Annotated in this window: 21 protein-coding genes; 20 read left to right on the top strand and 1 reads right to left on the bottom strand. The window is 58.5% G+C overall.

Going from position 1 to position 22,862, the window contains the following annotated elements:
• Window positions 1-320 precede the first annotated feature (320 nt).
• The 9 genes from QP909_RS06420 (at window position 321) to QP909_RS06380 (ending at window position 8,591) form a co-directional block, all read left to right on the top strand.
• On the top strand, window positions 321-887 hold the full coding sequence (locus QP909_RS06420; RefSeq protein ID WP_284766581.1) for a copper resistance CopC family protein: 567 nt from the start codon (window positions 321-323) through the stop codon (window positions 885-887).
• A complete protein-coding gene (locus tag QP909_RS06415; RefSeq protein WP_284766580.1) occupies window positions 887-1,489 on the top strand; it encodes a copper chaperone PCu(A)C in 603 nt (200 codons plus the stop codon). Before QP909_RS06420 ends, QP909_RS06415 begins: the two co-directional genes overlap by 1 nt.
• A 2-nt stretch (window positions 1,490-1,491) precedes the next feature.
• Complete coding sequence (locus QP909_RS06410; protein WP_284766579.1) at window positions 1,492-2,718, top strand: Dyp-type peroxidase; 1,227 nt, start codon at window positions 1,492-1,494, stop codon at window positions 2,716-2,718.
• A 77-nt stretch (window positions 2,719-2,795) separates the two neighbouring features.
• Window positions 2,796-4,859 (top strand): threonine--tRNA ligase, encoded by a 2,064-nt coding sequence (gene thrS, locus QP909_RS06405; RefSeq protein WP_284766578.1) that lies wholly within the window; start codon window positions 2,796-2,798, stop codon window positions 4,857-4,859.
• Window positions 4,846-5,445 carry an HIT family protein gene (locus QP909_RS06400; protein WP_479957554.1) on the top strand — a complete coding sequence of 200 codons (600 nt, stop codon included), beginning with the start codon at window positions 4,846-4,848 and terminating at the stop codon, window positions 5,443-5,445. Before thrS ends, QP909_RS06400 begins: the two co-directional genes overlap by 14 nt.
• Window positions 5,438-6,043: a phosphatidylinositol phosphate synthase gene (gene pgsA / locus QP909_RS06395; protein ID WP_239277599.1), complete on the top strand. Its 606-nt coding sequence runs from the start codon at window positions 5,438-5,440 to the stop codon at window positions 6,041-6,043. Before QP909_RS06400 ends, pgsA begins: the two co-directional genes overlap by 8 nt.
• A gap of 39 nt (window positions 6,044-6,082) precedes the next feature.
• Window positions 6,083-7,027 (top strand): phosphatidylinositol mannoside acyltransferase, encoded by a 945-nt coding sequence (locus QP909_RS06390; RefSeq protein ID WP_284766576.1) that lies wholly within the window; start codon window positions 6,083-6,085, stop codon window positions 7,025-7,027.
• Window positions 7,027-8,130: a glycosyltransferase family 4 protein gene (locus QP909_RS06385; protein WP_284766575.1), complete on the top strand. Its 1,104-nt coding sequence runs from the start codon at window positions 7,027-7,029 to the stop codon at window positions 8,128-8,130. The genes QP909_RS06390 and QP909_RS06385 overlap by 1 nt, the downstream gene beginning before the upstream one ends.
• On the top strand, window positions 8,130-8,591 hold the full coding sequence (locus QP909_RS06380; RefSeq protein ID WP_284766574.1) for a hypothetical protein: 462 nt from the start codon (window positions 8,130-8,132) through the stop codon (window positions 8,589-8,591). The genes QP909_RS06385 and QP909_RS06380 overlap by 1 nt, the downstream gene beginning before the upstream one ends.
• 21 nt (window positions 8,592-8,612) lie before the next feature.
• Here QP909_RS06380 and QP909_RS06375 read toward each other — a convergent pair whose 3' ends face one another.
• Window positions 8,613-9,950 (bottom strand): glycosyltransferase family protein, encoded by a 1,338-nt coding sequence (locus QP909_RS06375; RefSeq protein ID WP_284766573.1) that lies wholly within the window; start codon window positions 9,948-9,950, stop codon window positions 8,613-8,615.
• Window positions 9,951-10,131: 181 nt separating this feature from the next.
• On the opposite strand from QP909_RS06375, the gene QP909_RS06370 reads away from it, so the two are divergent.
• The 11 genes from QP909_RS06370 (at window position 10,132) to QP909_RS06320 (ending at window position 22,777) form a co-directional block, all read left to right on the top strand.
• Window positions 10,132-11,004: an acyl-CoA thioesterase gene (locus QP909_RS06370; RefSeq protein ID WP_284766572.1), complete on the top strand. Its 873-nt coding sequence runs from the start codon at window positions 10,132-10,134 to the stop codon at window positions 11,002-11,004.
• A gap of 93 nt (window positions 11,005-11,097) precedes the next feature.
• On the top strand, window positions 11,098-11,853 hold the full coding sequence (locus QP909_RS06365) for a YebC/PmpR family DNA-binding transcriptional regulator (protein ID WP_284766571.1): 756 nt from the start codon (window positions 11,098-11,100) through the stop codon (window positions 11,851-11,853).
• A 180-nt stretch (window positions 11,854-12,033) separates the two neighbouring features.
• Window positions 12,034-12,600 (top strand): crossover junction endodeoxyribonuclease RuvC, encoded by a 567-nt coding sequence (gene ruvC, locus QP909_RS06360; RefSeq protein ID WP_040425252.1) that lies wholly within the window; start codon window positions 12,034-12,036, stop codon window positions 12,598-12,600.
• A gap of 34 nt (window positions 12,601-12,634) precedes the next feature.
• Window positions 12,635-13,252 carry a Holliday junction branch migration protein RuvA gene (gene ruvA / locus QP909_RS06355; protein ID WP_284766570.1) on the top strand — a complete coding sequence of 206 codons (618 nt, stop codon included), beginning with the start codon at window positions 12,635-12,637 and terminating at the stop codon, window positions 13,250-13,252.
• 22 nt (window positions 13,253-13,274) lie between these two features.
• Window positions 13,275-14,354 (top strand): Holliday junction branch migration DNA helicase RuvB, encoded by a 1,080-nt coding sequence (gene ruvB, locus QP909_RS06350; RefSeq protein ID WP_284766569.1) that lies wholly within the window; start codon window positions 13,275-13,277, stop codon window positions 14,352-14,354.
• Between the two features lie 74 nt (window positions 14,355-14,428).
• Complete coding sequence (gene yajC / locus QP909_RS06345; RefSeq protein WP_284766568.1) at window positions 14,429-14,788, top strand: preprotein translocase subunit YajC; 360 nt, start codon at window positions 14,429-14,431, stop codon at window positions 14,786-14,788.
• A 238-nt stretch (window positions 14,789-15,026) separates the two neighbouring features.
• Complete coding sequence (secD, locus tag QP909_RS06340; protein ID WP_284766567.1) at window positions 15,027-16,919, top strand: protein translocase subunit SecD; 1,893 nt, start codon at window positions 15,027-15,029, stop codon at window positions 16,917-16,919.
• A gap of 2 nt (window positions 16,920-16,921) precedes the next feature.
• Window positions 16,922-18,082 carry a protein translocase subunit SecF gene (gene secF, locus QP909_RS06335; RefSeq protein WP_284766566.1) on the top strand — a complete coding sequence of 387 codons (1,161 nt, stop codon included), beginning with the start codon at window positions 16,922-16,924 and terminating at the stop codon, window positions 18,080-18,082.
• Between the two features lie 53 nt (window positions 18,083-18,135).
• Entirely contained in the window at window positions 18,136-19,803 is a 1,668-nt protein-coding gene (locus QP909_RS06330) for an ABC transporter substrate-binding protein (RefSeq protein WP_284766565.1), read from the top strand.
• Window positions 19,804-19,856: 53 nt separating this feature from the next.
• The gene (locus QP909_RS06325; RefSeq protein ID WP_284766564.1) at window positions 19,857-20,402 is read left to right on the top strand and encodes an adenine phosphoribosyltransferase; all 546 of its coding nucleotides are present in this window, start codon (window positions 19,857-19,859) and stop codon (window positions 20,400-20,402) included.
• 86 nt (window positions 20,403-20,488) lie between these two features.
• Window positions 20,489-22,777 (top strand): RelA/SpoT family protein, encoded by a 2,289-nt coding sequence (locus tag QP909_RS06320; RefSeq protein ID WP_250410623.1) that lies wholly within the window; start codon window positions 20,489-20,491, stop codon window positions 22,775-22,777.
• Window positions 22,778-22,862 lie beyond the last annotated feature (85 nt).

Raw genomic sequence — 22,862 nt, 5'->3', positions numbered from 1 at the left:
AAGTGAAATATTCCTAATATCAGCACGCCAGACCGGCTAACCACGTAACCTCACCAACACATCCTGTCGTTTAAGCCTCACAAGTCTGCTCTTCTGCGACCCCACTTCGAGGCATCAAGGGGCGCGAAAATTCACTATTGAATAACCTTGCCTTAAATAGTGATAAATACCTCTTTTTATTTCTGAAAAGGAACTCATTCCCAGTTCGCGCCGACATATGACTCGACGCGCTGCTTATCGCGATTGCCGCTCCGGCAAACCGCGCGGCTAGTATGTCTGACAATTCAACTTGTGCATTTTCAACACAAAAGGAGCTATCTATGGGCTACCGCGTACCTCGGCTGCGCCGCACGGCGGCAGCAGTCGGCACTGCAGCACTGGTTCTGGGCGGGTCGATGCCTGCCGCATTCGCGCACGACTCCGTTATTGGCGGTTCTGTCAAAGACGGCGACCAACTCGACGAGTTTCCTAAGGAAATCACCCTCGAGTTCTCTGGCATCCCCAAAGAAGACTTCAACACCTTTGCCGTGACCAACGTGGATACTGGTGAAAAAGTCTTTAGCCAGGAACCAAAGCTACATGAGCGGGATCTCACCATTGAAACTCCTGCGGATGTCCAACCTGGGCCGGGTAACTACCAGGTGGGCTTCCAGATCACGTCGTCGGACGGACACGCTACCCGCGGGGGAGTGGAATTCTCCGTCAAGGGTGACGCGGCCGAGAGTACCGAGGCGGCTGAAGCTGATTCGGCGTCCCAGGATGGGGATGAGGGCTTGCCGACCGCGCTAAAAATCATCCTGGGTGTGGGCGGCGTTTTGGCAATTGCCGCAGTAGTTGCCCTATTTATTGCCAAGTCTCGTCGCATTGATTCGGAAGGTGAAAAATAATGTCTAAGATTTCTAACATCGCCCTTGTATGCCTGACAGTGGCCGGCCTCGCCCTGGCGGGTTGCTCCCCACAGAACCAAAATGACTCCACCGAGTCGAAGGCGGATGCCACCACCAGCGCTGCAGAAAAGTCTTCCTCCGCCGCGGCCGAGGACCTGACCTTCGAAGATGCCGTCGTACGCGCCAATGAGGACAAGGACATGACTGCCATTTTTGGCGCCCTGGTGAACCACACCGATAAGGACATCGCTATCACCGGTTTTTCCACCAGCCTTAACGCCAAGGTGAACCAGATCCATGAGACTGTCGATGGCAAGATGCAGGAAATGTCGAGTCCGTTGGTGGTCAAGGCCGGCGAGTCCCACGAACTTGCACCAGGCGGTGACCACTTCATGCTCATGGAAATGGAAAACCACATTGCTCCCGGCGAATCCCTTGACCTTAAGGTGAAGCTAGAAGGCGGCGAAGAGCTCGATCTGGGCGAGATCCAAACGCGTAGCATGCCTGCCGGGGATGAGGATTACGGCGATATGAAGGGCCACGATATGTCCCACATGGAGCACGGAGATATGTCCCACAATAAGGAAGGCCACGATCACTAGCTATGTCTGGATTCAGCAGAAGGGGGTTTCTCACTGGCGCTGCGGTATCGACCAGCGCCTTCGCGTTGGCAGGCTGCAATAACCAGGGCTCTTCCCCGGATGCTGGGGCACAGGAACAGCCTGCGCTTGCCGACGCCCTCGTGGCTTTTGACGGCGAGCATCAAGCAGGCATCGCAACCGCGGAGCAAGCGCACCTGAACCTGGTGGGGTTTGACCTTAAAAGGGGCGTCGACAAGCGGGGGTTCGCCAGCCTGATGAAGCTGTGGACCGAGGACGCTCGGGCACTGTGTACGGGGGAGGCGCCGCTGGGCACGCTGGAGCCGGAAATGGTGCAACAGCCCGCCAACTTGACCATCACCTGTGGTTTAGGCAAGAAGGTTTTCTCCTTGCTCGGCGTGGAGAAACCACGTTGGCTGGGAGATGTGCGTTCCTTTAAGCGCGATGAGCTGCAACGACAATGGGGGCAAAGCGATATCGTCTTGCAGATTTGTTGCGATGATCCGCTGATGAATACCTACGCCCTGCGCCACATGGTGCGAGCCGGCGAACACTATGCCAGCGTGAAGTGGCTGCAGCAAGGATTTATTAATGCCTATGGCAGCCACGAGAAGGGTGCTACCGCGCGCAATATGTTCGGGCAAAAGGACGGTACCGTCAATCCACGCAGCGAGGAAGATTTTGCAGCCCAGGTGTGGATTGATAAGGGCCCGCAGTGGGCCAATGGGGGAACGGCGATGGTGGTACGCCGCATCCGCATGAACGTGGATACATGGGAAAAGCTCGATCGCTCCTCCCGCGAAAATGCGGTGGGCCGCAAGCTCGACACCGGTGCCCCGCTTACCGGTGAAGAAGAATTTGATGCTGCAGATTTTGATGCGGTAGATGATTACGGCCTGCCGGTGATTGATAAAAACTCGCACATGGCCGTGGCCGCGCCACCAGCTGATCATCCGGAGCAACGCATCCTGCGCCGGCCGTATAACTATGAGCTGGCTCCCGATGGCAAGGACGGGCAGCTTTCCAATATTGGCCAGGTTTTCATCTGCTACCAGCAGGATCCCACCAAGCAATTCGAGCCTATTCAGGCCCGTTTGGATGAATCGGACCTGCTGAACGAGTGGTTGACTCATATAGGTTCGGCTATGTATTTCTGCCCGCCGGGCACCCTTGCTGCCGATGGGCGTGAATCATGGTGGGCAAAATCGCTCTGCGAGCATGCAGGGTTGTAGAATAGCTATCCGTAAATTTAAATAGCGGACGCGGCCAGGTATGCCGCCGACGCACGAGCGCAAAAAGGAGCGCGATTATGGCGGAACTCATCCCCGCAGTACCGGTCAATTACGATTCCTTCACCGTGCCCGCCGGCCAGGCCGTGGGCGCAGCAATGCGAGAGCTCAACCTTCCCAATAAGGGCCCGGAGGCTGTCGTAGTCGTTCGCGGTGAGGACGGCACTCTCTTTGATTTGTCGCACACCCCAGACACGGAATCCACCTTCACCCCGGTAGCCGCCTGCGAGGAAGACGGCCGCGCCGTCATCCGCCACTCCTGCGGCCACGTTATGGCCCAAGCCGTGCAGGCCGAGTTCCCTGGCACCAAGCTGGGTATCGGCCCTGCCATTGAAAATGGCTTCTACTTCGATTTTCAGACCGCCGAGCCTTTCACACCGGAAGATCTCAAGGCGATTGAAAAGCGCATGAAGAAGATCATCAAGGGCGGCCAGCGCTTCGAGCGCCACGTCTATGAATCCGCGGAGGAAGCGGAAAAGGCCCTCGCCGAGGAGCCTTTCAAGCTCGAGCTGGTCCAAGACAAGGGTAACGTTGACCCTGACTCCGACGAGGCCGCAGAAGTCGGTTCCGGCGATCTCACCCACTATGACAACATCAACCCGCGCACCGGGGAAGTAGAGTGGTTCGATCTCTGCCGCGGTCCGCACGTGCCAACCACCAAGTACATCCCGGCCTTCACGCTGACCCGTTCTTCTGCCGCCTACTGGCGCGGTGACCAGTCCAAGGCTGGCCTGCAGCGCATTTACGGCACCGCTTTTGAGTCCAAGGAGGCGCTGGAGGCCTACCAGACCATGGTGGAAGAGGCGGAAAAGCGCGACCACCGCCGCCTGGGTCAGGAACTAGATCTCTTCTCCTTCCCGGATGAGATTGGCTCCGGCTTCCCGGTATTCCACCCGAATGGTGCGACCGTGCGCATGGAGATGGAAAACCACTCCCGCAACCGCCACGTCCAGGCTGGGTACTCCTTTGTTAATACCCCGCATATCACCAAGGGTGACCTATTCAAGAAGTCTGGCCACCTAGACTTCTACGCCGACGGCATGTTCCCGCCGATGCAGCTCGATGGCGAATATGACGAAGAGGGCAATACCGTCAAGGAGCCGCAGGACTACTACGCCAAGCCCATGAACTGCCCGATGCACAACCTGATTTTTGCATCCCGTGGCCGTTCCTACCGCGAGCTCCCGCTGCGTCTATTTGAGTTCGGCACCGTCTACCGCTACGAAAAGTCCGGCGTGGTCCACGGCCTGACCCGTGCCCGCGGCTTTACCCAGGACGATGCCCACATCTACTGCACCGAAGAGCAGCTGGAAGAAGAGCTGACCAAGGTCCTCGACTTCATCATTTCCTTGCTGAAGGACTACGGACTGTCTGACTTCTACCTGGAGCTTTCTACCAAGGACCCGAATAAGTTCGTTGGTTCTGATGAGATCTGGGATCGTTCTACGTCTATCCTGCAGTCGGTCGCAGAAAAGTCCGGCTTGGAGCTGGTTCCGGATCCCGCAGGTGCAGCCTTCTACGGCCCGAAGATTTCTGTGCAGGCTCGCGATGCCATCGGCCGTACCTGGCAGATGTCTACCGTGCAGTTGGACTTCAACCTGCCAGAGCGCTTCGAGCTGGAATACACCGCGTCGGACGGCACGAAGAAGCGCCCGATCATGATTCACCGTGCGCTCTTCGGCTCCATCGAGCGATTCTTTGGCGTCCTGCTGGAGCACTACGCCGGCGCCTTCCCAGCATGGCTGGCACCGCACCAGGTGGTGGGCATTCCGGTGGCTGATGAATTCTCCCCGCACCTCGAAGAGGTTGCCGCCCAGCTGCGTCAGAAGGGTATCCGCGCCGATGTGGATACCTCTGATGACCGCATGCAGAAGAAGATTCGCAACCACACCACCGGCAAGGTTCCGTTCATGCTGGTGGCTGGCGCGCGCGACGTAGAAGCTGATGCCGTATCCTTCCGCTTCCTCGACGGTACCCAGGTCAATGGTGTGCCGGTAAAGGAAGCCGTGGAGCTCATCGCCGCATGGGTAGCAGAGCGCAACAACGAGCAGCCGACCGAAGAGCTCATCAGTGCCCGACGCTAAGGAGACACACGAAACCGACAGCTCCGCCGTCGCTGAAAACCAAGCTGCGGTGGAGACCTTCGTTGACTCAGGTGCTGGCGAGCCGGACCGCCTAGAGCGGTTATGGGCGCCTTATCGCATGGCCTATATTGCCAAGCGATCAAAGGATCCCTTCGTCGAAGCCCCACAGGGCAGCGATGAAGACGGGCTCATCATTGCTCGCGGCAAGACGGTCTATGCATTGCTGAACCTGTTTCCGTACAACGCCGGGCACCTCATGGTGGTGCCGTATCGCAAGGAATCGCAGCTCGAGAACCTCACGCAAGAGGAATCTCAGGAGCTGATGGCCTTCGCGCAAAAAGCAGTCCGGGTACTCAAGAGAGTTTCGCACCCAGAAGCCATCAACGTGGGCCTGAACCTGGGGCGCGCTTCGGGCGGCTCGGTGGGAGATCACCTGCACCTACATGTGGTGCCAAGGTGGCCCGGGGATAGTAACTTTATGACTGTCCTCGATGGGACTAAGGTATTACCGCAGCTTCTGCAGGATACGCGCCGCGTACTGGCAGAAGGATGGCGCGAGATGGAAGAGGAGGATTCGCGTGCTTAGCGTGCATGGGCGAAAGCCCGCTGCCGTGGTGGTGGAACCTATAGCCAAGGCCTTTTTGAAGCTAGGTCTGACCCCGAATGTGGTCACGGTTGTGGGTACCATAGTCACCATTGCGATTTCGGTGATCCTCATTCCTACCGGCCATCTTTTTTCCGCTGCCGTTTTGTCCGGCCTCTTCGCCGCTTTCGACATGCTCGATGGCACCATGGCGCGCTTGACCGGCAAGGCTACTGCCTTTGGTGCGACCTTGGATGCCTCCTGTGATCGCATCACCGATGGCGCATTGTTCAGTGCTATTGCATGGTGGCTGATTTATTCTGCGGATTCTTCCCGCATCACGGTTATTGCCTGCTTTGTCACCTTGGTATGTTCCCAGGTCATTTCCTATATCAAGGCTAGGGGAGAAGCGTCCGGATTCACGATGGTTGGCGGCCTGATCGAGCGCCCCGAGCGGCTCATTTTGGGCTTGGGCGGCATCGGCCTCGAAGGCCTAGGCGTACCGCATGCCATTGAGGTAGCGCTGTGGATCTTGGCCGTTGGCTCCGTCTTTACCGTGTGCCAGCGTATGGTTATTGCTGCCCGCCAGGAGCAGCAGTAGCTCGTACTGCACCACCTAAAACCAGGAGGTTGTGACACCATGTGGGATAGAGAAGACCTCTCCGCGGCGGGTTACCTCGCGGGATGGAAGGTGGTGCGCCGTCTGCCCGAGTCCATTGCGCGCACGCTTTTTCGCTGGGGTGCGGACTACGCAAGTGGCAACGGTCGCGGAATGGAGGGCTTGCGCCGCAACCTAGCGCGAGTGGTGGGCCCAGAAAACGTTACCCGCGCCTTGGTGCGCGATTCCGTGCGCTCCTATATGCGCTACTGGATGGAGGCGTTCCGCCTGCCAGCTATCCACGGTGATGCCGGGTTGCATCAGCGCTTGCTCAGCGGCTTGCAAGGCCTTGAGCATTTTGATGCTTCGGCTCAATCCGGCCGCGGTACTATTTTGGCTCTGCCGCATTCCGGTAATTGGGATATGGCGGGTGTCTTCCTCGTCGGTCATTATGGCCAGTTCACCACCGTTGCGGAGCGCCTTAAGCCCGCAGTGCTTTTCGACGCCTTTGTGGACTACCGCGAAACCCTCGGCTTTGAGGTTCTTCCCCTCACCGGCGGCGAAGCCTCGCCTTTCGCCCGCCTCAAAAAGGTGCTGGAAGCCGGTGGCGTGGTCTGCCTGCTGGCTGAGCGCGACCTGACCCGAAGCGGCGTTACCGTGGATTTCATGGGGGAAAAGGCCAATATGGCCGCCGGTCCCGCACAGCTGGCCCTAGAGACTGGCGCCGCCCTGCACGTGGTGCACTCGTGGTTTGCAGGCGAAGGCTGGGGACTATCGGTCTCCCCTGAGCTTGAGGTAACGGACCTGCAGGAGACAACTCAGCGCATGGCCGATGGCTTCGCCGCCAATATCCGCCGCCACCCGGAGGATTGGCATATGCTGCAGCCGCAGTGGAATGTGGACATAGAGAGGCGTCGGCAAGCGCGGGCAGCCAAAAATACCCGCAATGCCCGCCACACCGGGCCATCACAGGAAGGGGAGAGCTAGTGCGCATAGGAATCGTATGCCCCTACTCCTTCGATGAACCAGGCGGAGTTCAAGCCCATATCCTTGATCTAGCCACAGTTTTCATTGAGCAAGGGCACCATGTACAAGTCATTGGCCCCGCTGCGGAATCCACCCAGCTGCCGGATTTCGTAGTCAAGGGAGGGCCGGCTTTCCCCATCGCGTATAACGGTTCGGTGGCCCGCCTGTCCGTGGGACCCCACGTCACGCGCAAGGTTAAGCAATTCATCAAGGAGGGCGACTTCGATGTCTTGCACATCCATGAGCCTAACTCCCCGAGCTTTTCCATGACCGCGTTGGCCGTGGCCCAAGGTCCACTGGTGGCGACCTACCACGCCTCCGCATCGAGCTCCCTGGTGCTGACCCTGGCCAAACCTTTCCTCGTTCCCTTTTTGGAAAAGATCCGGGGTGGCATCGCGGTATCCGATATGGCGCGGCGGTGGCAGGTGGAGCAACTGGGCGGAGACCCGGTCCTTATTCCCAACGGCGTGGATACGTCGGTCTACGCGCAGGCTCGGCGCCGCAGCCCGGCCAAGGCCCCCGGCGATCCCCTGGAAGTTGTCTTCTTGGGACGGTTGGACGAACCTCGCAAAGGCCTCGATATCCTGCTGAGCGCGCTCCGCCAAGTACGCCATGATATTCGCGTGACCATCATGGGCGGTGGCCGCGCCCGCGAGGTCGAGGGCGCGGATTTTGTAGGCCGGGTCAGCGACGCCGAAAAGGCAGCAATCCTGGGCCGTGCCGATGTCTATGTGGCGCCAAATACCGGTGGTGAAAGCTTCGGCATCGTGCTGGTAGAAGCCATGGCGGCCGGCGCGGCAGTCGTTGCTTCCGATCTTGAAGCCTTCCGTGCGGTGTGCAATGCCGATTCCGACGAGGTTGCCGGCGCACTCTTTCGCAATGAAGACAGCGAGGATCTGGCTCGCGTCCTCAACGAGGTGCTTGATGATGCCGAGTATCGGGCCCAGTTGGTGCGCAATGGCGTCCAACGCGCCAGCACCTATGACTGGGACCATGTAGCGGCAGCCGTGATGCAGGTCTACGAGACTGTCCAAGACGGTACCAAGGTGAGGGTAAAGCGTTGATGGCCATTGAAATTGCCCTAATCCTCTTCCTACTTATCATCGTAGGTTTGTGGGCGCTTTTTACCGCCCAGCGGCTTAACTCGCTGCACATCCGCACTGATGCCTCGCTGGCCCAGCTACAGGCGGCACTAGACCGCAGGGCAGCGGTGACAGCGGTGGTCGCACCAGAGCTCGCGGCGCTAGCTCAGCGAGCAGAGTCTACCGAGCTCTATCAGGGCCATTTCGAACCGCGCACGATGGCCGAGCGGGAACTATCTGCCGCCATTGTGAGGGAGTTTCCCGCGGACCGTCGCCCTGCCGCGCTTGCCGACGCCGAGGGCCGCATCCAACTTGCCCACCGCTTCTACAACGAGGCGGTCAGCGACACGCGCGCGCTACGCCTGCGCCCTGCGGTACGGCTCTTTCATCTGGGCGGCACCGCAAAACTGCCGGAATACTTTGACTATATGCTGGCCGAGTAGCCAGCAGAGCTAACTCAAGACTCAGGACGCAAGTGCGTGCCGGCCGCGTCGGCGGCGGAATACCGGCTTCGCCTCGGTACTGGCGGCCGTACCTTCCTCCGGGGCGTTAGGCGCTTGCTGCTGCACCTGCGCCCGCTCGATCTTCGACGCCAGGGCCACCTCGACTGCAAACCAGACAAGTCCGATGATGGCCATGACAACGATGAGGATATTGCGGGCTACCAATAGGTAGACGGCGAACATGTTCTCGCCCACGTGGTTCCAGATGTAGTCATAGTTGAATGGGTAGACCAAGGTGCCCAGCACGGCAGCGATAATGGTGCAGGACGCTAACAAGGCTTGGAATACCCGCAAGGGAGCGAATCCTTCCGGCAGGCGCTGGCGGATCACCACGGCAAGCAAGGGGCCCAGCCAGACGATGTATTGCGGGGAGAAAACCTTATTCGTCGCGATAAGAAGCAGGACCGTAACGGTAAAAAACGCCATGGTCGTGCGGGTGGTCCATCCGCCGGCGCACAGCCGGTACAGCGCCCATCCCACTGCGAAGACGAGCATGGCAATGGTGGCAATTGTGCTCCACGTCATTGCGGTATCTACGCCAGGCCCGGAAATTTCAAAGCTCTTGGACGGCGCGTAGCCCAGATGCCACCGCCCCGGAGCGCGATGTGCCTGCAGCAACAGGAACGTCGCCGGGATGGACTCCAACTGGAGACCGCGCACGCCCTGATAACTCAGCGGTGAAAGCAGGCGCTCGGTGCCAGAGGCAGCTATCGTGACGGTGCAGACCGCGACGATGGTGCAGAAAAACGCGAGTAGGCGCTGCCAGGTTGCGGATCTGTTGAAACGGCCCACCAATCCGGCAGCGAGGACTCCTGGCCATAGCTTCATCGTGGTGGCAAAGCCCAGTACCGCCGCGGCGGTGAGCGGGCGGGTAGCTAGAAGGGCAGCTGCCCCGGCCACGGCTAGGGCGGGAAATATATCGAGACGCCACACAAAGGTGTGGCCAGCTGCGGTGCCAAAAAGGACCCAGAACCAGGCGGCCTGGAAACTACGCGGTTGAGTCGGGTGGTGGCGCAGAAGGAGAGCTAAAAAGGCGGCGTCAACAAGCAGGGTCATGATGGTGAAGCCGATATAGAATGCGGTGATATTCTCGCCGGTGAGCCACCCCAAAAGCACCGTGGGCCACGTGCCCGCGTGAGGGTATTCGGTCATCATTGTCGGGTCATCGCCAAAGATCCCGGCAAAATAATATGCGACATCGCCCCTGGGATTGTGGTTAATCTTGAGTAAGTAAATAAGGACGAGGCGGGCGATGACCCACCCAATCCATACTGCTGGAACAGAAGCGATGCGTTTCACTCGAAAGACTTTATTCAATGCGCGCCTACTTCGGTAGCGGACATAGTTTCTTCTAGAAAATTCCTCCACTTTTGCGCCCAGATGTGGGGGACGGATTGGAAAAACAAACTGACGGCTCGTCCAGTGAGTAGTGTGGACGGCAATTGCTAGGAAAGTGATATAGGGCATAAGGAGCGTGCAGATGGCATCTATTCGCGAGGTCTTGACCGTCGAGGAAACGACAATGGCCGATGTCTTTAAAGGCCCTGCTGTGGAGTCGCGAATTGAACGTACCTTCGGCGGGCAGATTGCTGCTCAAGCAGTGGCCGCAGCCCAGCGCACTGTGTCCGGCAAAGACATCCACTCCCTGCATGGCTACTTTGTAGGCCCTGGCAATGCGAGCCAGCCAATTGAGATCCGTGTCGAACGCATTCGGGAGGGGAGATCATTTGCCAACCGGCAGGTGCGTGTCTACCAGGGGGAAGTGCTCCTTTTTACTCTCATGGCTAGTTTCCATCGCGACGGGGATCGCGGCCCGCAGCATCAGGATCCTGCGCCAGAGGTGCCAGGGCCCGAGGAAGTAGTTCGGATTGGCGGCGGAGCCCCGTACTCCACCAGGATTATCCTCAAGGAGTGGGAGGAATGGGATATTCGCCTCGTGCCAGAAGAAGGACGCGATCCGGTGGCTGCAGAGCGCACCGGTGCAGGCTATCGGCATATTTGGTTCCGCAATACTGGCAGACTGCCTGCGGATTCTTCCTTCCATTGTGCGGCGCTGACCTTTATGTCTGATATGACGCTGATTCGCTCGGCCCTGATTCCGCATCAGGGAGAGAAAGTGCAATTGGCCAGCCTTGATCATGCGATATGGTTTCTGCGCCCATTCCGCGTGGATGAGTGGTTGCTATATGAGCAGGTATCACCTACGGCGTCGAATGCGACGGCGGTTGCGCGTGGCAAGATTTTTACCGAGCAGGGTGAATTGGTGGCGTTGGTGAATCAAGAGGGTCTTACTCGTTATTTAGATGAAAATTTGGGCAGCGGCTCTGCCCATGGCAATTGGCACAACGTATAAGAACGTCCCGCTTATAAGGGGGTCGCTTTCACGCATTCGTGCAGCACACGTATAATTGCCACCAGTTTCAGCACCCGATTAGAAAGGGACTACATGTCAGGCCACTCGAAATGGGCAACTACCAAGCATAAGAAGGCTGCCAACGATGCCAAGCGTGGCAAGGAATTTGCCAAGCTCATCAAGAACATCGAAGTGGCGGCTCGTACCGGCGGTGGTGACCCAGCGGCTAACCCAACCCTTGATGACATGATCAAGAAGGCCAAGAAGGCCTCCGTCCCCAATGACAATATTGAGCGTGCTCGCAAGCGCGGTTCCGGTGAAGAAGCCGGCGGCGCCGATTGGGAAACCATCATGTACGAAGGCTACGGCCCGAACGGTGTAGCCATGCTTATTGAGTGCCTTACGGATAACCGCAACCGTGCGGCGACCGACGTGCGTACCGCGATGTCCAAGAACGGCGGCAACCTGGGGGAGTCGGGCTCTGTGGCCTACATGTTCACCCGTACCGGCTACGTCTTGGTAGAAAAGGACGAGCTGACGGAGGATGACGTCTTGATGGCCGTGCTGGAAGCAGGCGCGGAAGAGGTCAAGGACCAGGGCGAGAAGTTTGAGATTGTTTGCGCGCCGACGGACGTGCAGGCCGTGAAGGACGCGCTCAAGGACGCCGATATTCAGGTCGATGACTCCGACAATGACTTCCGTGCGTCTGTCGAGGTACCGCTGGAGGCCAATGACGCCAAGAAGATTTTCCGCCTCATCGATGCCTTGGAAGACTCCGACGATGTGCAAAACGTCTACACCAATATGGATCTCTCCGATGAGGTTCTAGCCGAGCTGAACGAGGACTAACCACCTCGCCGCAAGGATGGCTCTTAGCGCCGGTAGCGCTCCGTGGGTATTGCCCGCAGGAGACGTTACCGGCGCTTCGTTATGGCGCAGCTGGATGCTACGCTTGTAGAACACCTGTGTGTAGTCCATAATGGGGCAGTAGGCGGTGCACAGTGGTGCCAACATGACAATGGGGGAGAGATGAACCTAGAAGGAATGCGCGTGATGGGAATTGACCCAGGCTTGACGCGCTGCGGGCTTTCGGTGGTTCAGGCTGGTCGTGGCCGAGCAATCCTTCCCGTTTCTGTCGGTGTGGTGCGCACCCCTAGCGATAAGGACTTGACGGAGCGCCTCCTGCGCCTTTCCGTGGCGGCGAAAGAGTGGATGGATGACTATTCGCCAGATGTGGTTGCGATCGAGCGCGTCTTCGAACGTGGCCAAGTGTCCACAGTCATGCAAACGGCCCACGTCGTAGGCGTGCTGGTGCTAGCTGCCGCCGAACGCGATATTCCGGTGTACATGTACACCCCGTCCGAGGTGAAAAAGGCCATCTCTGGAAACGGGCGCGCGGATAAGAAGCAGATGACCACCATGATTACCCGTATTCTGGGGTTGACTGAACCACCCAAGCCTGCCGACGCCGCCGACGCTCTTGCGTTGGCAGTCTGCCACTGCTGGCGTGCCCCGGCTATTGTGCGGATGGACCATACCGGTCTCGGGCTTGGAGCTAAGACCAGCGGCGTGCGCGGGCAAGGCAAGAAGCGCTAGGGAATTTTACTGAGAGTGGAAGGATAAGAAGCCAATGATTGCTGCACTGCGTGGAGAGGTAATCCATATTGGACTCGACCATGGGGTTATCGACTGTGCAGGCGTGGGGTACAAATTTTTAGCTACCCCAAAAACGCTGGGCACCTTGCGCCGCGGGGAACAGGCCACGGTTCTTACTAACTTGGTGGTCAAGGAAGACTCTCTGACTCTCTATGGCTTTAGCGCTGATGAAGACCGCGAAATGTTCCACGTGCTGCAGTCCGTGTCCGGCCTAGGTCCCAAGCTGGCCCTAGCGGCGCTGTCTGTCATGGGGGCAGGGGAGCTTGCTGCGGCAATTGGCGGGGAAGATGTGAAGGCGCTGCAGTCTATCCCGGGCGTCGGCAAGCGTATGGCCCAACGCTTGGCGCTGGAGCTGAAAGATAAGGTAGCGGCCTTTACCCCAAGCGAGCCTGCCGCCGCAGGCTCCGTAGATACCGCCGTCGCGCTGGCCGGTGGTGCCGTGGTAGAAAGCGTGACTGAGGCACTCATTGGCCTTGGGTTTACCGATAAGGGAGCGCGTCCCGTGGTGGAATCCGCCTACGCGGACAATCCCGATGCCGATACGTCCTCTCTCTTGCGTGCGGCGCTGGCGCAGCTGGGCAAGAAGAAATAACCGGCAGGAAGGCTGAAAAATCATGTCCGATATAGAGCGCACCGAGTTCAATCTCCCTGAGGGCGTCGGCGCGGCGCACACCACCCAGCGCAATAGCGATGTGGATGCGACCGCACACTCCGAGGAGCATGATATTGAACGCTCCTTGCGTCCAAAGTCGCTCGAGGAGTTTATCGGCCAACCCAAGGTGCGCGAGCAGCTCTCCCTTGTGCTTAAGGGGGCAAAGAACCGTGGGGTCACGCCCGACCACGTTTTGCTTTCGGGGCCGCCGGGCCTGGGCAAGACCACAATGGCGATGATTATTTCCCAGGAGCTGGGGACCTCGCTGCGTATGACTTCCGGGCCCGCTTTGGAGCGCGCCGGTGATTTGGCCGCAATGCTTTCCAACCTTATGGAAGGCGATGTCTTGTTCATCGATGAGATTCACCGCATTGCCCGGCCAGCAGAAGAAATGCTGTACATGGCAATGGAGGACTTCCGCATTGACGTCATCGTGGGCAAGGGACCTGGCGCTACTTCTATTCCGCTAGAGATCCCGCCATTTACCCTGGTAGGTGCGACTACGCGCGCCGGCATGCTCACCGGCCCATTGCGCGACCGCTTCGGTTTCACCGCGCAGATGGAGTACTACGACACGGCCGATCTTACCCAGGTGATCAAGCGCGCCGCCCACATTTTGGACGTGGAAATTGACCACGATGCGGCAGTAGAAATTGGCTCTCGTTCGCGCGGAACACCACGTATTGCTAACCGTTTGCTGCGCCGCGTGCGTGACTATGCCGAGGTCAATGGCACCGGCCTGATTGATCTCAGTGCGGCCCAGGGAGCGCTCGAAGTCTTTGACGTGGATGACATGGGACTTGACCGCCTCGACCGGGCGGTGCTCAATGCCTTGATTAAGGGGCACGGCGGCGGACCGGTTGGCGTGAGCACGCTAGCCATCGCAGTGGGCGAGGAACCCTCGACTGTCGAGGAGGTGTGTGAGCCTTACCTGGTGCGTGCCGGGATGGTTGCGCGCACTGGACGCGGCCGCGTAGCTACCGCTGCAGCATGGCGGCACCTAGGGCTTACCCCGCCGGAGGGCGCGGCCGGGCTGTTTTAATTCAGAGGCTAGCCTGCTTGGCGATGCCCCCTTGGGGTTTCTGTGCACACCGCCGTCTGGCACACTAGGGTGCTATGGAAATCATCATTCTCATCATTATTGGCATCCTCTTCGTCGTTCCCTCGTTTATGGCCATGCGAAAGCAGCGCCAGCGCCAAAATGAGATGCAGGCCCTCCAGAATTCCCTGCAGCCGGGCGACGCCATCGTTACGGCGGGCGGCGTGCACGGCGTGGTGCGCAGCGCTGGCGACAAGGATGTAGATCTAGAAATCGCCCCTGGTGTGGTGGTTACTTTTGACAAGATGGCCGTGATTCGCACCGAACAAGAGGCCAATGACCTGGCGCGTCCCGCTGCTGGGGAAGAGAAGAATGATGCGGCAGATAACCTGCCAGATGAGAAATATCCTCCGTTTGACGGCCAGGAGAAGAAATAGCCCGCTATTTTCTAAGAGTTGCCTTAACGTTTGCTAGGTAGGTGGGGCCTTCGTGGAGCGTAGACCCCATCACACTTTGAGTCTTTTCCGGACCTCGTTAAGGAAAACTCCGCCTGATGACGTACGATTGTGCGTTGTTGACGTGCCTGCGCCATGTGGCGGGGCCGTATTTAATGTTTAAACACCCTGTTATAAGCAGCACAGGAGATTATCGTTGTCCGCAAAAACCCGTGGCGCTATGAAAAATAGCAAACGCCAATGGCCGAAGCGCGCGATCGCGCTCTTCATTCTCATTGTGGTTGTTATCTATGCGCTTATCTTTTTAACTGGTAGCCGTCAAAGCACCCCAAAGCTTGGCATCGACTTGCAGGGCGGTACCCGCGTAACACTGGCGCCGCAAGGCGAGGAGCCCACCCAAGACCAGCTCAAGCAAGCACGCAACATTTTGGAACAGCGTGTTAACGGCATGGGTGTTTCAGGCTCCGAGGTTGTCATCAACGGCAATACCTTGGTCATCACCGTGCCAGGTGAGGACGCCTCCCAGGCACAGGCCGTGGGCCAGACCTCGCAGCTGTTCTTCCGTCCGGTGGCTAAGCCCTCCATGCCGGATATGGAAAAGCTCAATAAGGAGCTGGAAGATATGGCGAATCGCTGGGTGAAGTACGACGTACTGAGCGCAGACGAGGCCAATAAGCAGATGGAACAGATGACCAAGGCCATCGCTCAGCAAGAAGCGCAGATGACTGGCAAGGAGCCAAAGGAGCAGAAGGCTCCTAAGGTCAGCGCCAAGCCGCTTGAGGAGCCAAGCAACTCCATTGAGCAGACTAAGCGCCGCGATGAAGTTACGGAGATGCTCCTGAAGGACCGTCAGTCCGAGGACCCGACCACCCAGGCAGCAGCCTCTGCGCTGATGACCTGCCAGGGCAGCAGCGATCCACTGGCCGGCGCCGATGATCCTGCAAAGCCATTTGTGACCTGTGACTACTCCAACGGCAACCCGTACGTTTTGGAGCCCGCACCGCTTCTCAATGGCATCAAGGACGAAAACGGTACCCGCCTCACCGGTAACGAGATCGATACCAATTCTCCTATCGAAGGCGGCCTAAACGGTCAGTCCGGCCAGATGGAGATCAACTTCTCCTTCAAGACCGGCGATGGCCCGAACGGTTCGCAGACCTGGGCAGACCTGACGCAGGAACACCTCAAGGACCAGGTAGCCATCACCCTTGACTCTGGGGTTATTTCCGCACCGGTCATTCAGGGAGCAACTCCAGTCGGTTCTGCTACCTCCATTACTGGTGACTTTAGCCAGGAAGAGGCACAAAACCTGGCTAATAACCTGAAGTACGGCGCACTGCCGTTGTCCTTCGCCGGTGAAAATGGCGAGCCGGGTGGCACCGTAGAGTCCATTCCGCCAACACTGGGTAAGGCCGCACTGCAGGCCGGCCTCATTGCAGGCCTCGTTGGCCTGGTACTCGTGATGGCGTACTCGCTGTACTACTTCCGCGCGCTGGCCGGCGTATCCCTCATCTTCCTCATTGCCTCTGGCCTCCTGACCTATGGTTCCCTGGTTCTGCTGGGCCGCTGGATCGGTTATTCGCTGGACCTTTCCGGCATCGCCGGTCTGGTCATCGGTGTGGGCGCAACTGCTGACTCCTTCGTGGTCTACTACGAGCGCATCAAGGACGAGCTCCTCGAGGGACGCACTTTCCGCTCCGCTACGCAAAAGGCGTGGGAGCGCGCTCGTGCCACCATTGTGACCGGTAACGCGGTGACCCTGATTGGCTCTGTTGTGGTCTACTTCCTCGCCATCGGTGAGGTGAAGGGCTTCGCCTTTACGATGGGTCTGACCACGGTCTTCGACCTGGTCGTATCCTTCCTGGTCATGGCACCACTGATGCAGATGGTGGGCCGCCGTCCGGCTGCTGCTAAACCTTCGATGAATGGCCTCGGCGGAATCTACGCACTGGTGGAAGAGCGCCGTGAGCGCGGCTACTTTGGCTCGGGACGTCGTCAAGCAAGCACTGCTGAAGCCTCCGACGCTAAAGAGTCAGCCACCAAAGAAACGGCAGGACATTCTGCCGCAGGAACCGCACGTCCCGTAGATGCTGCGGAAGATGAGGAGAAATAAGCATGGCTGTTTCGACTAAGCACAAGATTTCCCGGATGGACCGCCTCTACGAGGACGAGCGCGGTTATGACTTTATCGGTCGCACCAAGCTGTGGTACGGCATCACCGCCGCGTTGATCGTGGCCGCAGTGGCCGCAATCCTCATTCGTGGTTTCTCGCTCTCGATTGACTTCGAAGGCGGCACCACGTTGTCGATGCCGGCAGGCGACCTCAAGGAAGATGAGGTAAGCCAGGTCTTCGAAGACTCCACCGGTGTCGAACCCGAGCAGGTTCACATCGTGGGCGCTGGCGATTCCGAGACCTTGGAAATCGTTTCTGAGCGCTTGAGCCAAGAGGACGTGAATGCGGCCCGCGCGGCTATCTATGACAACTTCCAGCCGAAGGATGAAAACGGCAAGGCCACCCCGGATGCCATTGGCTCGTCCACAGTATCCGAATCCTGGGGTTCTTCTATTACCCAGCGCATGCTCATTGCCATGCTGGTCTTCTTGGTAGCTGCGACCGTCTACGTGGCTATTCGATTGCAGAAGAACATGGCTTTTGCCGCGATTATCGCGCTGATTGCAGACGGCGTGATTATCGCCGGTATCTACGCCCTCTTTGGCTTCGAAGTATCCCCGGCCGTCATCATTGGTCTGCTTACCGTCCTGACCTTCTCCATGTATGACTCGGTCATCGTCTTTGACAAGATCAACGAGAATACGGAAGGCCTCGAAGGCCAGCGCAAGAAGACCTATGCTGAGCTGACAAACTTGGCTATCAACCAGACGGTCATGCGCTCGATTTCTACCTCGGTTATTTCCGCGCTGCCTATCATCGCGCTCTTCGTGGTGGCCGTATGGCTCATGGGTATCGGTACCCTCCGCGATCTGGCGCTCATTCAGCTCATCGGCGTGGTCGAGGGCATTTTCTCCTCCATCTTCTTCGCTACGCCGCTGGTCGTGACCCTCGCCAATATGTCCAAGAAGATCAAGCGTCACAACAAGCGGGTCGCGGACTACCGCGCTGGCAAGGACGAGAATGCCGCGGCAGAATCTGGCGCAGCATCCTCCGGCCGCACCGTGGTCTCACCAGTGAGTGCAAAGACCACCCCGGCTGAGATCGACGATGATCCGTCCGAGTCCACTGGGCACCCTGGCGCAACCTGGCGCCCGGGCCGGTAGCCTCCGATAGTAAAATTTTGGCGGAGTTGTAGCTGAAGTGAGGGCGAATTACGGTGTTTGAATCCAAGAGCAGTTCTAGCGAGCGTCACTGGGGAAGGAAGGCCATTGCCTCGTGCGTTTCAGCTCTAGCTCTAGCTGCTTCTGCCTGTAGCGGGCAGGACGGCGAAGAGGACACGTCTAGTGCTCCCCAGGAGCCAGAATCCTATGGATACTTTGGCTACCAAGTAAATTCCCGCCTGGCCACCACTAATGCTGGCACCTCCTTTGGTGACGCTACCTCCGCCGGTTTGTTGTCTACGCGGCTCTATCCGGGTCTTTTTGTGCCCGGTCCCTCTGGCGAATTAATTCCCAATGCGGATCTAGTTGAGACCGAGGAACTTCCGCCCGTCGCCGGCAGCGACCAGCGCAGCGTCCAGCTCACTTTAGAGGAGGACGCCGTATTCTCCGATGGCACTCCCGTTACCTGTGATGACTACTTTTTGGCGTATGTGGCCGGTACTCATCCAGCTGAATTTGCCTCCCATATGCCGTTGATGAATGACATCGCAGATTTTAGCTGTGAGCCCCAAAGCAAAACGTTCACCTTGACCTTTAACAAGGATCAGGGGCAGCGCTGGCGCCACATGTTTGGCGCCGGCACGGTCATGCCGGCCCATGCGCTGGCCAAAAAGTCCGGGTTGAGCATTGCCGAACTCAACGCGGCACTCACGGTCGAAGACATGCAGGCGCTTGCGCCGGTTGCTAAGGAATGGCGCTATGGCTTTTCCGTGGCCAAGGATCAACTAGATTCCGAGCTGCAGGTCTCCTTTGGACCTTATGTCATTGACAAGGTAGGTGACGAAGGGGAGATTATTCTCAAAGCAAACGAAAAGTACTTCGGAGACGCCCCAGCCGAGGATCATGTTGTGGTCTGGCCTTCGGATGCTGATGCTCAGAAGCTTGCAGATAAAGGTGCGTTGCGCGTAGTGGATACCGCAAGTGAAAACCCTGACTGGCTGGACAGCACGAAGGATGAGGCAGGGGAGTCCCCCTACGAGGCCACTCCAATGGTTGGCGAGTTAACCGATACGCTCACGCTATCTGAAGCCGGAGTATTCGCGGAGCCGTGGGCGCGCGAGAGCTTTGCTGCTTGCGTCGATCAGCAGGCGGTTGCGCAAGCAAGCTCAGCGGCCTCTGGTGTGGAGGTGCCACCGGCTTACCTGCGTACCGTTTCCGCGACCAACCCGGTTGCCGGCGGTCTAGATAAGGTGGGCAAGCAACACCAAGGTACCGATTTAGCCAAGGCCGGTGATCTCAACGGTACGACCATCAAGGTCGGCTATTTAGGGCCAGACAAACGCTATGCCGCCATGGTGGAACAACTTCGTGCATCCTGTGAGCCTGCCGGCATCACCATCGAGGACGCGTCCGCGGAGTTCATGTCCCAGCACTACTTGGAAATGGATCCGGAAACCTGGGCGCCTACCGTCGATGCCTTCCTCGGTCCAGTCGATCCTCAGACGGAGTATTCCACGGTGGAGTCCAGTATGAAGAACTCTGCGGAGCTGAAGAAGACAGAAGAGGCTCTGTGGAAGGATGTGCCATCCATTCCTCTCTCAGCGCAGCCGCGGGTCTTCCTCGTCCGCCGCGACGTGGAAGGTGTCCTGCCGTACACTGGCGTCTCGGGCATCGGTTGGAATATGGATCGCTGGCACAGCACCGCCCCAGCTGAAAAGAACTAGGCTGCACACAGCGGCCGTTAACGACCTCTCGCAAAAATTTCTCAAGGAAGATTATGAGCTCGCACTACGAATCAGCAGCACAGGCACTCAAGGATAAGGTTCGCCTCGTTCAAGACTTCCCAGAGGAGGGCATCCTCTTTGAGGACCTCACCCCAGTCTTGGCGGACCCAGAGGCATTTCGCACCGTAGTGGACGGCTTGGCTGCCGCCTGCGAAGAATTGGGCGCAGATATGATTGGCGGCCTAGACGCCCGTGGATTCCTCCTCGGCTCGGCCGTCGCCTACAAGATGGGCCTGGGTATCTTGGCCATCCGCAAGAAAGGCAAGCTTCCCCCACCGGTATATACCCAGGAATATGAGCTGGAGTATGGCTCCGCGGCGCTGGAGATTCCAGCCAGCGGCGTTGACATCAAGGGCAAACGCGTAGTGCTTGTCGACGACGTCCTGGCCACCGGTGGCACCCTCCACGGCGCCAAGCTTTTGCTTGAGTCCGCAGGTGCCGAAGTAGCTGGCAATGTGGTGGTGCTGGAGGTCAAGGGTCTCAACGGTCGTGAGCGTTTATCCGGCCCACCGCTCATTGTGTTGAATGCCACAGACTAAGATGGGATGTCTAAGCTAGATCGCACGATCTAGTTGGACATGAGGCCACAAGGCCCATGACACTGTGAAGGGCGGTAGATTTGGCCATGGACAAACCCGTAAAGCGCCAGTCCGGCGGCGGAATGCGCAGTATGTCGGCTCGCCTAGCTCGTTCGCTCACCGGCGGCCGAGTGAAGGTGAATCCGGTGCTGGACCCGTTGATGTCCATCCACCGCAAGTTTCACCCCAAGGCTGATGCTGATCTGCTCAATCGCGCCTATGACACCGCGGAGCGGCTCCATGAGGGGGTCTTTCGCAAATCCGGAGAACCGTATATCACCCACCCGCTCGCCGTGGCGACGATTGCAGCGGAGATCGGTATGGACACCACCACCATCGTTGCAGCACTGCTGCACGACACCGTGGAGGATACGGACTACTCCCTAGAGGACCTCACCCGAGATTTCGGTCCGGAGGTGGCTCGCTTGGTCGATGGCGTGACCAAGCTGGACAAGGTGGCGCTGGGTTCGGCCGCAGAGGCCGAGACCATCCGTAAAATGATCGTCGCCATGGCCACCGACCCGCGAGTCTTGGTTATCAAGGTCAGCGACCGCCTGCACAATATGCGTACGATGCGGTTCCTCCCGCCCGAAAAACAGGCTAAGAAGGCGCGGCAGACCCTCGAGGTTATCGCGCCGCTAGCTCACCGCCTTGGCATGGCCAGCGTGAAGTGGGAGCTGGAAGACCTGTCCTTTGCCATCTTGTATCCGAAGAAGTACGACGAAATCGTACGGATGGTGGCAGATCGTGCCCCCTCGCGCGATCGCGCGCTGAAAGAGATCATTAGCCAGGTCAGCGGGGCGCTGAAGGAAAACGGCATTGAAGCCGAGGTTATGGGCCGACCAAAGCATTACTGGTCCATTTACCAAAAGATGATTGTGCGCGGCCGCGACTTCGCGGAGATCTTCGACCTTGTAGGAATCCGCATTTTGGTCGAGGACGTCAATAGCTGTTATGCCGCGATCGGCGTGGTCCACTCGATCTACCAGGCATTGCCGGGGCGCTTCAAGGACTATATTTCCTCGCCGCGATTCGGCGTGTATCAGTCGCTGCACACCACGGTGCTGGCAAATGGCGGCGCTACCTTGGAAGTCCAGGTACGTACCCACGAGATGCACTACAACGCCGAATTCGGTGTGGCTGCTCACTGGCGCTACAAGGAAACCAAGGGCAAGAACTCGGGTCACCAAGAAGAAGTGGACCAGATGGCGTGGATGCGCCAACTTCTGGACTGGCAGAAGGAAGCCGCCGATCCCAATGAGTTCCTCGACTCGCTGCGCTACGACCTGACCGCCAAGCAAATCTTCGCCTTTACCCCGAAGGGCGATGTGGTGAACCTGCCTGCCGGTTCTACACCGGTGGACTTTGCCTACGCAGTACATACTGAGGTGGGGCACAGGTGTATCGGTGCCAAGGTCAATGGCAAGCTCGTCGCGCTCGAATCGAAGCTAAAGTCCGGCGACAAGGTGGAAATCTTTACCTCCAAGGATCCCAACGCCGGTCCGTCCCGCGATTGGCAAGACTTCCTTGTGTCTGCTCGAGCTAAGACAAAGGTGCGGCAGTGGTTTGCCAAGGAACGCCGCGAAGAACACTTGGAAGCAGGCCGCGATGCCCTGGCGACCGAAGTCCAGCGCGGCGGCCTGCCTATGCACCGCCTGTTTACTGCCAGCTCCATGAAGCAGGTAGCGGAACAGCTGCACTATACCGATGTCGATTCGCTGTATACCGCCATCGGCGCGGGCCACGTATCTGCTCAACACGTGGCCAACCAATTGGTTGCCATGTTCGGCGACCAAGATGATGCCATCGACACCCTGGCCTCCCGCACGCCACTGTCTGAAATTGAGCACTCCCGCGCCCAACACACCGAAGACTCGGCATCGGGCACCGGCATCTTGGTGGAAGGCAGCCCCGATGTGATGGCAAAGCTCGCCAAATGCTGCCAGCCCGTGCCGGGCGATGCCATTTTCGGCTTCGTTACCCGCGGCGGGGGAGTCTCCGTGCACCGAGCCGATTGCACAAACGCGGAAAAGCTCAAGGCAGAACCAGAGCGCATGTTGGAGGTGGCCTGGTCTTCTGGTACCTCTGCAACGGGCGCTTTCTCCGCGACGCTGCAATTGGAAGCCCTCGACCGTCAGGGCCTCCTTTCGGAGCTCACTCGGGTAATGAGCGATCAAAACATCAACGTTTTGACCATGAACTCTAACCGCGGCGATGACCATATCGCGACGGTACGGTTCACCTTCTCCGTTTCAGATACCAAGCAATTGGGAACCCTGATGACCACACTGCGCAATACCGAAGGCGTCTTCGACGTCTACCGAGTGACTGCTTAGTGTGCTCTGTCCCTACCCTCAAGGAGGGGCGGGGCAAGCAACGCGAAAGCATCAGGTGGGTTACCAGTGTATGAATTTTCGGCTT

This window comes from Corynebacterium sp. MSK195 (assembly GCF_030228885.1).
Classification (GTDB): Bacteria; Actinomycetota; Actinomycetes; order Mycobacteriales; family Mycobacteriaceae; genus Corynebacterium.
Note: the sequence above shows the minus strand (reverse complement) of the source record. Positions and strands in the feature narration are given on the sequence as shown.

What these genes read in the sequence shown, in the direction of transcription:
- ruvC (WP_040425252.1), top strand. Translation starts at nt 12,034, where the DNA reads ATGAACCTAGAAGGAATGCGCGTGATGGGAATTGACCCAGGCTTGACG.
- QP909_RS06415 (WP_284766580.1), top strand. Translation starts at nt 887, where the DNA reads ATGTCTAAGATTTCTAACATCGCCCTTGTATGCCTGACAGTGGCCGGC.
- QP909_RS06420 (WP_284766581.1), top strand. Translation starts at nt 321, where the DNA reads ATGGGCTACCGCGTACCTCGGCTGCGCCGCACGGCGGCAGCAGTCGGC.
- QP909_RS06410 (WP_284766579.1), top strand. Translation starts at nt 1,492, where the DNA reads ATGTCTGGATTCAGCAGAAGGGGGTTTCTCACTGGCGCTGCGGTATCG.
- secD (WP_284766567.1), top strand. Translation starts at nt 15,027, where the DNA reads ATGAAAAATAGCAAACGCCAATGGCCGAAGCGCGCGATCGCGCTCTTC.
- thrS (WP_284766578.1), top strand. Translation starts at nt 2,796, where the DNA reads ATGGCGGAACTCATCCCCGCAGTACCGGTCAATTACGATTCCTTCACC.
- QP909_RS06365 (WP_284766571.1), top strand. Translation starts at nt 11,098, where the DNA reads ATGTCAGGCCACTCGAAATGGGCAACTACCAAGCATAAGAAGGCTGCC.
- QP909_RS06325 (WP_284766564.1), top strand. Translation starts at nt 19,857, where the DNA reads ATGAGCTCGCACTACGAATCAGCAGCACAGGCACTCAAGGATAAGGTT.
- yajC (WP_284766568.1), top strand. Translation starts at nt 14,429, where the DNA reads ATGGAAATCATCATTCTCATCATTATTGGCATCCTCTTCGTCGTTCCC.
- QP909_RS06320 (WP_250410623.1), top strand. Translation starts at nt 20,489, where the DNA reads ATGGACAAACCCGTAAAGCGCCAGTCCGGCGGCGGAATGCGCAGTATG.
- ruvB (WP_284766569.1), top strand. Translation starts at nt 13,275, where the DNA reads ATGTCCGATATAGAGCGCACCGAGTTCAATCTCCCTGAGGGCGTCGGC.
- QP909_RS06390 (WP_284766576.1), top strand. Translation starts at nt 6,083, where the DNA reads ATGTGGGATAGAGAAGACCTCTCCGCGGCGGGTTACCTCGCGGGATGG.
- QP909_RS06370 (WP_284766572.1), top strand. Translation starts at nt 10,132, where the DNA reads ATGGCATCTATTCGCGAGGTCTTGACCGTCGAGGAAACGACAATGGCC.
- secF (WP_284766566.1), top strand. Translation starts at nt 16,922, where the DNA reads ATGGCTGTTTCGACTAAGCACAAGATTTCCCGGATGGACCGCCTCTAC.
- QP909_RS06380 (WP_284766574.1), top strand. Translation starts at nt 8,130, where the DNA reads ATGGCCATTGAAATTGCCCTAATCCTCTTCCTACTTATCATCGTAGGT.
- ruvA (WP_284766570.1), top strand. Translation starts at nt 12,635, where the DNA reads ATGATTGCTGCACTGCGTGGAGAGGTAATCCATATTGGACTCGACCAT.